The organism is Pseudomonas sp. BNK-45 (genome assembly GCF_047456255.1).
GTDB lineage: Bacteria > Pseudomonadota > Gammaproteobacteria > Pseudomonadales > Pseudomonadaceae > Aquipseudomonas.
The window spans coordinates 5,759,557-5,774,644 of record NZ_CP179909.1 but is presented as its reverse complement, the minus strand read 5'-3'; the positions used below and the strand labels follow the sequence as shown (position 1 = coordinate 5,774,644).

Below are 15,088 nucleotides of genomic sequence, written 5' to 3'. Positions count from 1 at the left end.
GGCTTGCATTGCCAAATGTTGCAGCACGCGGGTTGCGGTGGAAGTCGCCAAAGCCTTGGTTTACGGTTTCCGGTCGTTCAATGCGCCGGGAGTGCCTTATGGAAAAGTCGACGTTCAACCCAGCCAGTGTGTTCAATTCGCTGCAATACGGTTTCAGCCAGGCGGTGGAAGTGCGGGGCGGCCGACGCCTGCTGCTGTCCGGCCAGGTGGGGGTGGATGAGCAGGAGCGGACGGTCGGCCCCGGCCTGCGGGAGCAGACCGAGCAGGCCTTCGACAACATCGCAAGCGTCCTGGCCGCGGCGGGCGGCCAGATGGCGGATGTGGTGATGCTGCGGATCTACATCGCCGAAGCCGCCCGCGACCAGCAGGAACACATCAGCGCAGTGCTGCTGGAGCGCTTTGCCAGCCAGCCGCCGGCGTCTTCGTGGATCATCGTCAGCGGCCTGTCCCTGCCCGAGTGGCTGATCGAGGTCGAGGCCGAGGCGGTGCTGGAGGAGCAGCATCAGGTGGCCACGGCGGCGTTGTTCAATCCGGCACGGGCGCTCTGAACTCGCCAGCAGGCATAAAAAAAGCGACCGCCAGGGTCGCTTTTTTCATTCACCCGCGAGGGGTCATTTGGCGTTGGTGTAGATCTGGTCGAAGATCCCGCCGTCGTTGAAGTGGGTCTTCTGCACGCTGCGCCAGTCGCCGAAGGTCTTCTCCACCGAGAGGAAGTCGACTTTCGGGAAGCGGTCGGTGTACTTGGCCAGCACCTTCGGGTCCCGTGGGCGCAGGTAGTTGTTGGCGGCGATTTCCTGGCCTTCCGGCGACCACAGGTACTTCAGGTATTCCTCGGCCGCGGCGCGGGTGCCTTTCTTCTCCACCACCTTGTCCACCACCGATACCGGCGGCTCGGCTTCGGCGGACACGCTCGGGTAGATCACCTCGAACTGATCGCGGCCGAATTCGCGGGCGATCATTTCCGCTTCGTTCTCGAAGGTCACCAGCACGTCGCCGATCTGGTTGGTCATGAAGGTGGTGGTGGCGGCGCGGCCACCGGTGTCCAGTACCGGCGCCTGCTTGAACAGCTTGCCGACGAAGTCCTTGGCCTTGTTCTCGTCGCCGCCGTTCTTCAGCACATAACCCCAGGCCGAGAGGTAGGTGTAGCGGCCGTTACCCGAGGTCTTGGGGTTGGGCACAATCACTTGCACGCCATCCTTGAGCAGGTCCGGCCAGTCCTTCAGGGCCTTGGGGTTGCCCTTGCGCACGATGAACACGGTGGCCGAGGTGAAGGGCGCGCTGTTGTCCGGCAGGCGCGTCACCCAGTTGTCCGGCACCAGTTTGCCGTTGTCCGCCAGGGCGTTGATGTCGGTGGCCATGTTCATGGTGATGACATCCGCCGGCAGGCCGTCGATCACCGAGCGCGCCTGTTTGCTGGAGCCGCCGAAGGACATCTGCAGGGTGATGTTCTCGTTGTGCTCGGCTTTCCAGTGTTTCTGGAAGGCGGCGTTGTAGTCCTTGTAGAAGTCGCGCATCACGTCGTAGGACACGTTGAGCAGGGTCGGTGCGGCCTGGGCGACGCTGCCCAGGGCCAGGCCGGCCGCCAGAAGCGAAGCGCTGAAGAGTTTTTTCACTGCACATTCCTTTTGTTCGAGAGTGAAGGCAATTTGCCGCCGACTATAGCCGGGGCGCTATATCTCTTTAAAGATTAAAAAGAACTTTGCTTATTCCAGTTTTTTGAACAGCGCGTTACCGCAGCGCGAGCAGAAGGCCGCGGACGGTTCGTGGCTGTTCTTGCGGCACACCGGACAGTCATGCTTGAGCTGTTCGCCACGCATGGCGCTGGCCAGTTCCGCGGTGAAGATCCCGGTGGGCACGGCGATGATCGAGTAACCGGTGATCATCACCATGGACGAGATCATCTGGCCGATCACGGTCTTGGGCACGATGTCGCCATAACCCACGGTGGTCAGGGTGACGATGGCCCAGTAGATGCCCTTGGGGATGCTGGTGAAGCCATGCTCCGGGCCTTCGACCACGTACATCAGGGTGCCGAACACCGTGACCAGGGTGCAGACGCTGAGCAGGAACACCAGGATCTTCTGCTTGCTGCCGCGCAGGGCGTCCAGCAGGTAATGGGCCTGTTTCAGGTAGGGCGCCAGCTTGAGCACCCGGAAGATCCGCAGCATGCGGATGATACGGATGATCAGCAGGTACTGGGCGTCGCTGTAGTACAGGGCGAGGATGCCGGGGACGATCGCCAGCAGGTCCACCAGGCCATAGAAACTGAAGGCGTAGCGCAGCGGCTTGGGCGAGCAGTACAGGCGCAGGCCGTACTCGATGGCGAAGATCAGGGTGAAGCCCCATTCGATGCAGGCCAGGACGTTGGCGTAGTTGCTGTGTACCTCGTCGATGCTGTCGAGGATCACGATCACCAGGCTTGCGAGGATGATCAGCAGCAGGGCGGTGTCGAAGCGCCTTCCAGCTACCGTATCGGTCTGGAAGATCATCACGTAGAGGCGCTGGCGCCAGTTGTCGCTATTACCCATGGAAGTCGCCTGAATCAAAGATCAGCGCAGCCTAGGGGGAGAGGCCGGGGGAGCGCAAGGTGTGTTGTCCCGGGGCGTGCGATCCAGGACCCGGGTGGCGGCATGCACCAGCCAGCAGGCGATGACGAAGGGCGCGGTGAGGGGTGCAAGGCCCAGGCTGACGATCCCGGGGGTGATCAGCAGTGCCAGCGACATCCCCGCCAGGGGGCGCCACGGAGCACGGGCCTGCTGGCCCAGGGCCAGGGCCGCCAGCGCGCTGTTGTAGCCGGCCAGGCCCAACAGGGCCTGGCCCTGTTGCTGCTGCCACAGTGCCAGGGCCAGGCCGCAGGCCGAGCCGACCAGGGCCCAGGTCGCCGCTCGGCGGTTGGCCAGCAGCAGTCCGAGGAGTATCAGCAGTCCGGCCAGCGGCTGGCCGAGAAACATGATCTGGCCCAGGCCCTGGAGCAGGCCGCCCAGCAGGCTCGACAGCGACAGCTCGGGCACTGCCGGGGGTAGGGGCGCCTGGGGTTGCATCAGGCTCAGCAACAGCCAGCCAAGGCCGACGAAGGGCGCGGTATAGGCCGGCAGGCTGCGCGGCTGGCGAGCGCGCTTGAGCCATTGCTGGGTGAGGATCGCGCTGAGGCCGGCGGCGGCGATGATCAGCGGCGGCAGCAGCACCGACCAGGGCAGGTACAGGCTCAGCAGCAGACCCAGGAGCACACCGTTATAGCTGAAGAGCCCGGCTTGCCGGTCGGCCTTGGCGTAGCCCCGGCGTTGTGCCGTGAGCAGTCCGGCCAGGGCGCCAAGCAGGGCGCCCCCGAGTTGGGCCGGGGCGCCGATCAGGATCGCCAGCAGGCACAACAGGCCGCACAGCGGATGGCGCTGGAGGAAAATCTGACTGAAACCGTTGAGCAAGGCAGTGGCCCAGTCGGGGCAGAAGGCGTTGAAAGACTGTGCAGGCATGGTGGAAATCGATGGATGCGGCGACTACCGCGTGCAGCGCTCGCTCCGAGTGGCCGCCTCTTCGGGCGGCTTCCTGCAGGTCGAGTGCGCTGCGGGGCAGTGGCGGCGGGTCAGAGAAGGGTTTCGACACGCAGGGAGTTGGTGGTCCCCGGCTGGCCGAACGGCACGCCGGTGGTGATCACCACGGTATCGCCGCGCTTGGCCAGGCCCTGGGCCTGGGCGATTTCCAGGGCCGTGGCACACACCTCGTCCACCTGGCGCAGGCGGTCATTGACCACCGAGTGCACGCCCCAGGTCAGGGTCAGGCGGCGCGCGGTGGCCAGGTTCGGCGTCAGGTTGAGGATGGGCACCGATGGCCGTTCCCGGGCGGCACGCAGGGTCGAGCTGCCCGATTCGCTGTAGTTCACCAGCACCGCCACCGGCAGGATGCTGCACACCCGGCGGATCGCGCAACTGATGGCGTCGGACACCGTCGCCTCGGCCTGGGGCCGGCTGACATCCAGTTGGGTCTGGTAGTCGGGACCGCTCTCCACCTGGCGGATGATCTTGCCCATCATCTGCACCGCTTCCAGCGGGTACTCGCCGGAGGCGGTTTCCGCCGACAGCATCACCGCATCGGCGCCTTCGGCCACGGCGTTGGCCACGTCGGTGACCTCGGCCCGGGTCGGCGCGGGCGAAAAGCGCATCGATTCCAGCATCTGGGTGGCCACCACCACGGGTTTGCCCAGCTGGCGACAGGTGCCGATGATGGTTTTCTGGATCTGCGGCACGCTTTCCGCCGGCACCTCCACCCCCAGGTCGCCCCTGGCCACCATGATCGCGTCGCTCAGTTCGGCGATTTCCCGTAGTTGGGTCACCGCTGAAGGTTTTTCGATCTTGGCCATCAGGTAGGCCTTGTCGCCGATCAGCGTGCGGGCTTCACGGATGTCTTCCGGGCGCTGCACGAAGGACAGCGCCACCCAGTCAACCCCCAGCTCCAGGCCGAAGCTCAGGTCGCGGCGGTCCTTGGCGGTCAGTGGGCTGAGGTCGAGCACGGCCTGGGGCACGTTGACGCCCTTGCGGTCCGACAGTTCGCCGCCATTGAGCACGGTGGTCTCGATGGCGTCGGCGTGCTTGGCGATGACCCGCAGGCGCAGCTTGCCGTCGTCCAGCAACAGGTCCATGCCCGGCTCCAGCGCGGCGATGATTTCCGGGTGCGGCAGGCTGACCCGCTCGGCGTTGCCCGGGGTCGGGTCGAGGTCCAGGCGCAGCGCCTGACCCCGCACCAGTTGCACCTTGCCTTCGGCGAAGGTGCCGACCCGCAGTTTCGGTCCCTGCAGGTCCATGAGGATGCCCAGGGGATAGTTCAGTTCGCGTTCGATCTGGCGAATCCACTCATAGCGCTGCGCATGATCGGCGTGGCTGCCGTGGCTGAAGTTGAGCCGGAAGATGTTGACTCCGGCCTGCACCAGTTCACGGATGTCCTCGATGCCGTCGATGGCCGGACCCAGGGTGGCGAGGATTTTGACCTTCTTGTCAGGCGTCATGTTTGGGGCTCTCGAGAATCAGGATGGCGCGGAAGTCGTTGACGTTGGTGCGGGTCGGCTCGGTGACGATCAGGTCGCCCAGCGCGGCGAAGTAGCCGTAGCCATTGTTGTTGTCCAGCTCGTCGCTGGCGCTCAGGCCCAGGGCTGCGGCGCGGGCGTAGCTGTCCGGGGTCATGATGGCCCCGGCGTTGTCTTCGGAACCGTCGATGCCGTCGGTATCACCGGCCAGGGCGTAGATGCCCGGGTAGCCCTTGAGGCTGTCGGTAAGGCTCAGGAGGAACTCGGCATTGCGTCCGCCACGGCCATTGCCGCGCACGGTGACCGTGGTTTCGCCGCCGGAGAGGATCACGCAGGGCGCCGCCAGCGGCTGGCCGTGCAAGGCCACCTGGCGGGCGATGCCGGCGTGAACCTTGGCCACCTCGCGGGATTCCCCCTCCAGGTCGCCGAGGATCAGTGGGCTGTAGCCGGCCTGGCGGGCTTTCACCGCGGCGGCTTCCAGGGATTGCTGGGGCCTTGCGATCAGCTGGAAGTGGCTGCGCTCCAGGCACGGGTCGCCGGGCTTGACGGTTTCCGACTCGGGGCTCTGCAACCAGCTGCGCACGGCCGCCGGGACGTCGATGTCGTAGCGCTTGAGAATCGCCAGGGCCTCGGCCGAGGTGCTCGGGTCGGCCACTGTCGGGCCGGAGGCAATGACTGTCGCCAGATCGCCGGGTACATCGGATATCGCGTAGGTGTAGACCGTGGCCGGCCAGCAGGCCTTGGCCAGTCGGCCGCCCTTGATCGCCGAGAGGTGCTTGCGCACGCAGTTCATCTCGCCGATGGTGGCGCCGGACTTGAGCAGGGCCTTGTTGATGGCTTGCTTGTCCGCCAGGGTGATGCCGGCGGCGGGCAGGGCCAGCAGGGCCGAACCGCCACCGGACAGCAGGAAGATCACCCGGTCCTGTTCCGACAGGTTGCTGACCAGCTCCAGCACCCGCTTGGCCACGGCCAGGCCGGCGGCGTCTGGCACCGGGTGGGCGGCCTCGACCACTTCGATCCTGGTGCAGGGGGCGCCGTGGCCGTAGCGGGTAACCACCAGCCCGCTGACTTCGCCCTGCCAACTGTGCTCCACCACCTGGGCCATGGCCGCCGCGGCCTTGCCGGCACCGATGACGATCACTCGACCGCTGCGGTCGCTGGGGAGATGGGCTTGCAGTACCTGTTGCGGATGGGCGGCGTCGATGGCTGTGGCGAACAGCTCACGGAGGAATTGTTGCGGATCGACCGACATGGCGGGCTCCCGGATTTCTTGTTATGGGGGGCTTGAAGCGGGTGTAGCCGCCACCTCAGGCGGCGACAAGGTCGGCAGGGCCGGTCCCTGGCCCGCCGTGAGGCGTGACCTGCGAACCTTGGTACAGCCTGGGGCAGCGGCTACATAGGGGGGTTATTTTTTCTCGCGGATCGAGAAGTTGGCCATGTGTTCCAGGCCCTTGATCAGCGCCGAGTGGTCCCAGTTGGCGCCACCGATGGCGCTGCAGGTGCTGAACACTTGCTGGGTACCGGCGGTGTTGGGCAGGTTGATGCCCAGCTCGCGGGCGCCGCTGAGGGCCAGGTTCAGGTCCTTCTGGTGCAGGTTGATGCGGAAGCCCGGATCGAAGGTGCCCTTGATCATCCGCTCGCCGTGCACTTCGAGGATCTTCGAGGAGGCGAAGCCGCCCATCAGCGCTTCGCGCACCTTGGCCGGGTCGGCGCCGTTCTTCGCGGCGAACAGCAGGGCTTCGGCCACCGCCTGGATATTCAGGGCGACGATGATCTGGTTGGCCACCTTGGCGGTCTGGCCGTCACCGTTGCCGCCGACCAGGGTGATGTTCTTGCCCATGCTCTGGAACAGCGGCAGGGCACGTTCGAAGGCCTGGCTGTCGCCGCCGACCATGATGCTCAGGGTCGCGGCCTTGGCCCCGACTTCGCCGCCGGACACCGGGGCGTCCAGGTACTGTGCGCCTTTCTCGTTGATCTTGGCGGCGAAGGCCTTGGTCGCGGTGGGGGAGATGGAGCTCATGTCGATGACGATCTTGCCCTTGCCGATCCCGGCGGCAACGCCGTCGGCACGCAGCAGCACGTCTTCGACCTGGGGCGTATCGGGCACCATGATGATGACGAATTCGGCTTCCTGGGCCACTTCCCGGGGCGAGGCCAGGGCCACGGCGCCGGCGGCGATCAGGTCGGCCGGGGCCTTGCCGTGGTGTTCCGAGAGCAGCAGCGAGTGACCGGCTTTCTGCAGGTTGGCGGCCATGGGGTGACCCATGATGCCGGTGCCGATAAATCCGATTTTAGCCATGATAAAAATCCTCTATTCAACGGGGCCTTGCAGGAGCTGGCTGGCCAGCGCAGGTGGCCGCAAGGGCGCTGCAAGGCTTGCGGGCCTGTTCGCCGGCAAGCCGGCTCCTACGCAGGTCCAGGTTCAGATTGCGTTGTGGGTTTTCAGCCAGCCAAGGCCGGCCTCGGTGGTGGTCAGCGGCTTGTACTCGCAGCCGACCCAGCCCTGGTAGCCGATGCGGTCCAGGTGCTCGAAAAGGAAGCGATAGTTGATCTCGCCGGTGCCGGGTTCGTTGCGTCCAGGGTTGTCTGCCAGCTGGATGTGGTTGATCTGGCTCAGATGGCTGGCCATGGTCCGGGCCAGGTCGCCCTCCATGATTTGCATGTGGTAGATGTCGTACTGCAGGTAGAGGTTGGCGCTGCCCACCTGTTCGCGGATCGACAGGGCCTGGGCGGTGTTGTTGAGGTAGAAGCCGGGAATGTCGCGGGTGTTGATGGCCTCCATCACCAGCTTGATGCCCACCGCCTGCAGCTTGTCGGCGGCGTACTTGAGGTTGGCGACCAAGGTCTTTTCCAGCAGGGCTTCATCGGCGCCTTGTGGGCGGATGCCCGCCAGGCAGTTGACCTGGGTGTTGCCCAGGACCTGGGCGTAGGCGATGGCCAGGTCGACGCCGGCACGGAACTCCTCGACCCGATCGGGCAGGCAGGCGATACCGCGCTCACCCTTGGCCCAGTCACCGGCCGGCAGGTTGAACAGCACCTGGGTCAGGCCGTGGGCATCGAGTTGCGCCTTGATTTCGGCGGAGCTGAATTCGTAGGGAAACAGGTATTCGACGCCGCTGAAGCCGGCATCGGCGGCGGCCTTGAAGCGGGCGAGGAAGTCCTGTTCGGTGAACAGCATGGACAGGTTGGCGGCAAAACGCGGCATGGTGGTCTCCTGTGAAGCGGTGAAGCCTGTGGCGGGCGCCAAGGTGGCAGTCGGGCTGCCCCGGCGACCTCTCTGGACAAGAGGGCGCACTGGGCAATCCCGGCAGGTTCGGTGAACCCGATGACAGCCTGTGGCAGCGGCTCCAGGGGTTAGTCGAGCAGGGAAATCGCGGTAGGGGCGTCGTTGCCCACCAGCGCCAGGTCTTCGAACTCGTTGACCGCGTTGATCTCGGTGCCCATGGAAATGTTGGTCACCCGCTCCAGGATGATTTCCACCACCACTGGCACCTTGTAGGTCTGGAGCATTTCCTGGGCCTGGCGCAGGGCCGGCTGGATGTCCTTGGGTTCGAACACCCGCAGGGCCTTGCAACCCAGGCCTTCGGCGACCGCCACGTGGTCGACGCCGTAGCCGTTGAGTTCCGGCGCGTTGAGGTTGTCGAAGGACAGCTGCACGCAGTAGTCCATGTCGAAGCCGCGCTGGGCCTGACGGATCAGCCCCAGGTAGGAGTTGTTCACCACCACATGGATGTAGGGCAGGTTGAACTGGGCGCCTACCGCCAGCTCTTCGATCATGAACTGGAAGTCGTAGTCGCCGGACAGCGCCACCACCTGGCGATTCGGGTCGGCCTTGACCACGCCCAGGGCCGCGGGAATGGTCCAGCCCAGCGGGCCGGCCTGGCCGCAGTTGATCCAGTGGCGCGGCTTGTAGACGTGGAGGAACTGCGCGCCGGCAATCTGCGACAGGCCGATGGTGCTGACGTAGCAGGTGTCCTTGCCGAACACCTGGTTCATCTCTTCATACACGCGCTGCGGCTTGACCGGCACGTTGTCGAAGTGGGTCTTGCGGTGCAGGCTGGCCTTGCGCTGCTGGCAGTCATGCAGCCAGGCGCTGCGGTCCTTGAGCTTGCCGGCGGTCTGCCACTCGCGGGCCACTTCCAGGAGCACGGTCAGGGCGCTGCCGGCGTCGGAGACGATGCCCAGGTCCGGGGTGAATACCCGGCCGATCTGGGTTGGCTCGATGTCCACGTGGATGAACTTGCGGCCTTCGGTGTAGACGTCCACCGAGCCGGTGTGGCGGTTGGCCCAGCGGTTGCCGATGCCCAGCACAGCGTCGGACTTGAGCAGGGTGGCGTTGCCGTAGCGATGGGAGGTCTGCAGGCCGACCATGCCCACCATCTGCGGGTGATCGTCGGGGATGCTGCCCCAGCCCATCAGGGTCGGGATCACCGGAATGCCGGTCAGCTCGGCGAACTCCACCAGCAGCTCGCTGGCATCGGCGTTGATCACGCCGCCACCGGCCACCAGCAACGGACGCTCGGCCTGGTCCAGCAGGGCCAGGGCTTTCTCGGCCTGGACTCGGGTCGCGCTTGGCTTGGCCAGGGGCAGGGGCTGGTAGGCGTCGATGTCGAACTCGATTTCCGCCATCTGCACGTCGAACGGCAGGTCGATCAGTACCGGACCGGGGCGGCCGGAGCGCATTTCGTAGAAGGCTTTCTGGAAGGCGTAGGGCACCTGGCCCGGCTCCAGCACGGTGGTGGCCCACTTGGTCACCGGCTTGACGATGCTGGTGATGTCCACTGCCTGGAAGTCTTCCTTGTGCAGGCGGGCGCGGGGGGCCTGGCCGGTGATGCAGAGAATCGGGATCGAGTCGGCCGAGGCGCTGTACAGGCCGGTGACCATGTCGGTGCCGGCCGGGCCGGAGGTGCCGATGCACACGCCGATGTTGCCGGCCTTGGTGCGGGTGTAGCCCTCGGCCATGTGCGAGGCGCCTTCAACGTGGCGGGCGAGGACGTGATCGATGCCGCCGACCTTCTGCAGCGCGGAATACAGCGGGTTGATGGCGGCACCCGGGATGCCAAAAGCGGTATCGACCCCTTCGCGGCGCATCACCAGAACGGCGGCTTCGATTGCTCTCATTTTGCTCATGGTTTTGTGCCTCTTACGTTTTGTAATTGTATACAAGTGGCTTTCCGCAAAGTGTATTCACGGCGAGCGACGCAGGTCAATTGATTTTCTTGAACTACAGTTGCTTTTGCGCAAGCCCCGATAAACCGGCGTCCATTTGTCGCACGTACCGACTTTTGCGATTTATTGTATACAAAATACAAATTCATTGTGTTCTATTTGTCGTATCGGACTTCTCCTACAAGAAGCTTCCCTCGGGCTTTCTCAATAACAAGATAAGGACGGCACCCATGAGCGCTTTAACCTTGAAAGTCGCAGTCAACCTGGCCAATCAGGCCATCAGTGCGGGGCGCCAGATCAGCGCGGCGCCCCTGACCATCGCCGTGTTGGACGCCGGCGGCCATCTGGTGACCCTGCAACGCGAGGACGGCGCCAGCTTGCTGCGTCCGCAGATCGCCATCGGCAAGGCCTGGGGCGCGATTGCCCTGGGCAAGGGGTCGCGCCTGCTGGCCCTGGACGCGCAGCAGCGCCCGGCGTTCATCGGTGCGTTGAATGGCCTGGGGCAGGGCAGCGTGGTGCCGGCACCGGGCGGGGTGCTGATTCGGGATCAGGCGGGGGCGGTGATTGGGGCGATCGGCATCAGTGGCGATACCTCGGACATCGACGAGCAATGCGCCATCAGCGCGATCGAAGCTCAGGGCCTGGCGGCGGACGCCGGCGTCAGCGCGTAGTCCTCAACCTTGCGGGCCCGGCCCCGGCCTGTAGCCGCTGCCGAGCCCGCGAGGCTGCGAAAAGGTCCGCAGGACCTTGCTGGTGTCTTGATATTTCTGCGCGCAGTTTGCAGCAACAACAGAAATGCAAGGGAAGGGGCACAAACGCGATCAGCGATCCGGTTCGCAGCCCTTGAGCACCAGGCGGATGATGGTCTGCGCCGCGGCCTCGTAGTCTTCTTCGGTGAGCTTGGCCTTGCCGGTGACCACCGAGATCTGCCAGTCGAAGTCGGCGTAGGTCTGGGTCGCGGCCCAGATGCTGAACATCAGGTGGTTGGGGTCGAGCGGGGCGATCAGGCCGCGATCGATCCAGGTCTGGATGCATTCGATGTTGTGCTTGGCCTGGGCGTTGAGCTGTTCCACCTGCTCCGGGCTCAGGTGCGGCGCGCCATGCATGATTTCGCTGGCGAACACTTTGGAGGCGAACGGCAGGTCGCGGGAGATGCGGATTTTCGAGCGGATGTAGCCGCTGAGCACTTCGCTGGGCACACCATCGGCATTGAACGGCGTGGAGGCCTGGAGAATCGGTTCGATGATGCTTTCCAGCACCTCGCGATAGAGGTTTTCCTTGGACTTGAAGTAGTAGTAGACGTTGGGTTTGGGCAATCCGGCCTTGGCGGCGATGTCGCTGGTCTTGGTCGCGGCAAAGCCCTTGTCGGCAAACTCTTCGCTGGCGGCCCGCAGGATCAGTTCTTTATTGCGCTCGCGGATGGTGCTCATAAACCGGGGGATTCCTTGCCTGTTCGGGCGGTTGCGCATGGTAGCACCGGCTTTGCGAGAGGCTCAAGAATGCCGGGTAGGGCCCGCTTTTCCTGCTTGCGCGCGCTCGCTGCACGGTCGGTGGCGCGGTATGCTGCGCGCCTCATTTTCATGCAGGAAGCCTGGCCCATGGCAGGAAGCAGTTTGCTGGTATTGATCGACGACATCGCCGCGGTACTCGATGACGTGGCCTTGATGACCAAGATGGCGGCGAAGAAGACCGCCGGCGTATTGGGCGACGATCTGGCACTTAACGCTCAGCAGGTTTCCGGGGTGCGCGCCGAGCGGGAACTCCCCGTGGTCTGGGCAGTGGCCAAGGGCTCGTTTCGCAACAAGTTGATCCTGGTGCCGGCGGCCCTGGCCATCAGTGCCCTGGCGCCCTGGCTGGTGACGCCGTTGCTGATGGTCGGTGGTGCCTACCTGTGTTTCGAAGGCTTCGAGAAGCTGGCGCACAAGTACCTGCCCCACGGCGACGATGCGGCCGAACATGAGCAGACCTTACAGGCGCTGGCAGACCCTCAGGTGGATCTGGTGGCCTTTGAGAAGGACAAGATCAAGGGCGCGATCCGTACCGATTTCATCCTCTCCGCCGAAATCATCGCCATCACCCTGGGTACGGTGGCGGGTGCTTCCCTGAGCCAGCAGGTGGTGGTGCTGTCGGGGATTGCGATCGTCATGACCATTGGTGTCTATGGCCTGGTGGGCGGCATCGTCAAGCTGGACGACCTGGGACTGTGGCTGGCGCAGAAGCCCGGCGCCCTGGCCAGGGGCATCGGCGGCGCTATTCTGCGGGCAGCGCCCTGGATGATGAAGAGCCTGTCGGTGATCGGCACGGCGGCGATGTTCATGGTCGGCGGCGGCATCCTCACCCACGGCGTGCCTGCCGTGCATCATCTGATCGAAGGTCTGGCCCAGCGCAGCGCCGGGTTCATCGGCGGCGCCTCGGTGATCATGCCGACCCTGCTCAATGCGGTGGCCGGGATTATTGCTGGCGCAGTGGTGCTGCTGGCCGTGAGCCTGATTGGCAAGGGCTGGCGTGCGCTGCGTGGCTGAGGCCTGATCACCCCGAGCCGGCGGCCTGGCGTAGAGCGATTGATGGCGCCCGCGATGCCCGGTGAACTGCACTTGCCTGGGTTGTGCTGTGAGGATGTGTCGCCCCGCCGGATGGCGGGGCGAGGCGGGATTACTCGGCGATCTGCAGCTTGCGCGCTTCGGTGTACACGTAGCGCACTTTTTCGTACTCGAACGGCGAGTTCAGCTGGCCATAGCGGAAGCTGGTCTGGTAACGCTTGTCGACCCCGCGCAGGACCCAGATTTCCGGATGATTGCTGCTGACTTCCGAAACGTTGAGGAAGTTGATCGCCGATTCGGTGGTGTAGTCCACCGCCAGCCCCGCGGTGTCCCGCAGGTTCGACGGACCGAGGATCGGTAGCACCAGATAGGCCCCCGCGGGCACGCCATAGAAGCCCAGGGTCTGGCCGAAATCTTCGGTTTGGCGCGGCAGGCCCATCTTGGTCGCCGGGTCCCACAGGCCGGCGACACCGATGGTGGTGTTGAGCAGCAGGCGCGCGGTGGTTTCCATCGAGCGTTGGCCCTTGAACTGCAACAGGCTGTTGACCAGGTTGGGCACGTCACCGAGGTTGTTGAAGAAGTTGCTCACTCCGCTGCGCAGGAAGCCAGGTGTCACATAGCGGTAGCCGTCCACCACCGGCAGGAACACCCACTGGTCGAAGCGGTAGTTGAAGTGGTAGACCCGACGGTTCCAGGACTCCAGCGGGTCGTAGACATTCAGCGCATTGAGGGTTGAACGCTCGAATTCGCGCTGGTCCAGCCCCGGGTTGAACTTGAGCCTCTTCAACGGCTCGGTGAAGCCGTCGGGATCGGGCGTGACCGGGGTGTTGGCCTTGCTGTTGTCGGCTTGGGCATAGCCTGCGCAGAACAACGCAGCGATAAGCAGGAGATGTTTAGCCACGGAAGAACTCCAGCATGGCGTCGCTGTTGACGCGGTAGTTGAGGTTGCCGCAATGGCCGCCATGGGGGTAGACGGTCAGGCGGTCGCCAAAGGTCTTGCGCAGGAAGCCCAGGTCGCCAGGGCCGAGGATCACGTCGTCGGCGTTGTGCATTACGGCAATCTTCGGGCTGGCCTTGAGGTAGTCCTGCAGGGCGTAGAGGCTCACCTGGTCGATCAGTTGCAGCAGGCTGCCGCCGTCGGTGCGGGCGCGCCACATGGGGATCACCTGCTCGGTCAGGTAGCAGTCGAAGTCGCACTGCAGGGCGCGCTTGAGAAACGGCGTGAGGCTGGTGCCTTCGCGGATCGGGTACTTGGGCGGGGTGATCAGGCCGCGACGGTTGATCAGGTCCGAGGTGAAGGCGATGTCCGCCGCCGAGAAGCGGAAGGAGGTGCCGATCAGCATCGCCATCTGTTCATTGCTCAAGTGCTGCTTGGACTGCTGGAAGTCATAGAGCAGGGCATCGTTGAGGTCGATATAGCCCTTCTGCTGGAAATAGCGGGTCAGCTTGCCCAGCACCAGTTCATAGAAGGTGGTGCTGTTGTTGATGCCCTTGACCTCGGTTTGCACCAGCTTGTCGAGGTTGGTGATCGAGGTGTAGAGGTTGACCGGCGGGTTGAGCAGCAGGACTTTCTTGAAGTTGAAGCTGCGCCGGGTCTCGTCCAGCTTGCTGACGAACGCGGCGTCCAGGGCGCCGAGGCTGTAGCCGGTGAGGTAGAACTCGGTGATCGGCAGCTTGGGGTGCTGGGCGCGCACGGCCTGCATGACCCGGTACATGTCTTCGGCGTCTTCCTGGGTCACCCCGGGGGTGGCGAAGCGCGAGGCGGCGCTGATGAAGTCGAAACTGGTGGGCGAGGACAGCTGCACCACGTGGTAGCCGGCCTTGTAGTAGAGCTTCTTCAGGTATTCGTTGAGGCTGCTGTCATAGCGCGCCCCGGTGCCGGCGATCAGGAAGATCAGCGGCGCGGCGTGATCCTGGGTGGCGATGCGGTAGGTGAGTTTCTTCACCGCCCAGAAGTTGTCCGGGAGGATGAACTCGCGTTCCGGGCGCAGGGTCAGGCTGTAGTCCGACTGGCGGATGTCCTCGTTTGCGGGCAGTTCCGGGCGCAACTCCGGCGGCGTGGTGGCGATGGTGGCTTCGAACGGGTTGGTCAGCGGGTAGCCATAGCTGGCCGGGTCGACATCGACCGCCAGCGCGGACGCACTCAGGATAAGGCCGCCAAGCAGGGCAGCGAAGCGCAAGGAACGAAGCATGACTGTATCCCTAGAAGGAAGGTGCCGAATGAGGTTTGCAGGCTATGACCACCGCGCTGCTGCCGAAGTGCCATGGGGTGGCACAAATTTCCCCTGCCGCAGGCGTGTCGAAGGTTGCTGGTAGGCGGACGATACACGTTGCCACTATTTGCTGAACAGTTATCTGTGCGTCG

14 protein-coding genes are annotated in these 15,088 nt (G+C 64.5%); 3 read left to right on the top strand and 11 right to left on the bottom strand.

Features of this window, described 5'->3' with window-relative positions; translation table 11 throughout:
- The first annotated feature begins 98 nt into the window (after window positions 1-98).
- The gene (locus tag ACMGG8_RS26100) at window positions 99-548 is read left to right on the top strand and encodes a RidA family protein (protein WP_060842830.1); all 450 of its coding nucleotides are present in this window, start codon (window positions 99-101) and stop codon (window positions 546-548) included.
- 63 nt (window positions 549-611) lie between these two features.
- On the opposite strand, the gene ACMGG8_RS26095 is transcribed toward ACMGG8_RS26100, so the two are convergent.
- The 8 genes from ACMGG8_RS26095 to gcl all read right to left on the bottom strand — a co-directional run bounded on the left by ACMGG8_RS26095 (window position 612) and on the right by gcl (window position 10,144).
- Window positions 612-1,613 (bottom strand): sulfate ABC transporter substrate-binding protein, encoded by a 1,002-nt coding sequence (locus tag ACMGG8_RS26095; protein ID WP_060838173.1) that lies wholly within the window; start codon window positions 1,611-1,613, stop codon window positions 612-614.
- Between the two features lie 90 nt (window positions 1,614-1,703).
- Window positions 1,704-2,528 (bottom strand): ion transporter, encoded by an 825-nt coding sequence (locus ACMGG8_RS26090; protein ID WP_060838174.1) that lies wholly within the window; start codon window positions 2,526-2,528, stop codon window positions 1,704-1,706.
- A gap of 21 nt (window positions 2,529-2,549) precedes the next feature.
- Entirely contained in the window at window positions 2,550-3,470 is a 921-nt protein-coding gene (locus ACMGG8_RS26085) for an urea transporter (RefSeq protein WP_414158693.1), read from the bottom strand.
- 110 nt (window positions 3,471-3,580) lie between these two features.
- Complete coding sequence (pyk, locus tag ACMGG8_RS26080) at window positions 3,581-4,996, bottom strand: pyruvate kinase (RefSeq protein WP_060838176.1); 1,416 nt, start codon at window positions 4,994-4,996, stop codon at window positions 3,581-3,583.
- On the bottom strand, window positions 4,986-6,266 hold the full coding sequence (locus ACMGG8_RS26075) for a glycerate kinase type-2 family protein (protein ID WP_414158692.1): 1,281 nt from the start codon (window positions 6,264-6,266) through the stop codon (window positions 4,986-4,988). The genes pyk and ACMGG8_RS26075 overlap by 11 nt, the downstream gene beginning before the upstream one ends.
- Before the next feature lie 153 nt (window positions 6,267-6,419).
- A complete protein-coding gene (locus tag ACMGG8_RS26070) occupies window positions 6,420-7,313 on the bottom strand; it encodes a 2-hydroxy-3-oxopropionate reductase (RefSeq protein ID WP_060838178.1) in 894 nt (297 codons plus the stop codon).
- 123 nt (window positions 7,314-7,436) lie between these two features.
- On the bottom strand, window positions 7,437-8,219 hold the full coding sequence (gene hyi, locus ACMGG8_RS26065; protein ID WP_108544789.1) for a hydroxypyruvate isomerase: 783 nt from the start codon (window positions 8,217-8,219) through the stop codon (window positions 7,437-7,439).
- Between the two features lie 149 nt (window positions 8,220-8,368).
- Window positions 8,369-10,144, bottom strand: coding sequence for a glyoxylate carboligase (gcl, locus tag ACMGG8_RS26060; protein WP_060838180.1), 1,776 nt, complete (start codon window positions 10,142-10,144; stop codon window positions 8,369-8,371).
- A 269-nt stretch (window positions 10,145-10,413) separates the two neighbouring features.
- Here gcl and ACMGG8_RS26055 point away from each other — a divergent pair, with 269 nt between their 5' ends.
- Window positions 10,414-10,854, top strand: a complete 441-nt coding sequence (locus ACMGG8_RS26055) for a GlcG/HbpS family heme-binding protein (protein ID WP_016968076.1) — start codon at window positions 10,414-10,416, stop codon at window positions 10,852-10,854.
- 150 nt (window positions 10,855-11,004) lie between these two features.
- Here ACMGG8_RS26055 and ACMGG8_RS26050 read toward each other — a convergent pair whose 3' ends face one another.
- Window positions 11,005-11,613 (bottom strand): TetR/AcrR family transcriptional regulator, encoded by a 609-nt coding sequence (locus tag ACMGG8_RS26050; RefSeq protein WP_060838181.1) that lies wholly within the window; start codon window positions 11,611-11,613, stop codon window positions 11,005-11,007.
- Window positions 11,614-11,781: 168 nt separating this feature from the next.
- Between ACMGG8_RS26050 and ACMGG8_RS26045 the strand changes: the two genes are divergently transcribed.
- A complete protein-coding gene (locus ACMGG8_RS26045) occupies window positions 11,782-12,705 on the top strand; it encodes a DUF808 domain-containing protein (protein WP_060838182.1) in 924 nt (307 codons plus the stop codon).
- A gap of 130 nt (window positions 12,706-12,835) precedes the next feature.
- Here the strand turns inward: ACMGG8_RS26045 and ACMGG8_RS26040 are convergent, their stop codons facing one another.
- Window positions 12,836-13,624 carry a VacJ family lipoprotein gene (locus ACMGG8_RS26040; protein ID WP_060838183.1) on the bottom strand — a complete coding sequence of 263 codons (789 nt, stop codon included), beginning with the start codon at window positions 13,622-13,624 and terminating at the stop codon, window positions 12,836-12,838.
- Window positions 13,617-14,915, bottom strand: a complete 1,299-nt coding sequence (locus ACMGG8_RS26035; RefSeq protein WP_060838184.1) for a serine/threonine protein kinase — start codon at window positions 14,913-14,915, stop codon at window positions 13,617-13,619. Before ACMGG8_RS26035 ends, ACMGG8_RS26040 begins: the two co-directional genes overlap by 8 nt.
- Window positions 14,916-15,088: the final 173 nt, after the last annotated feature.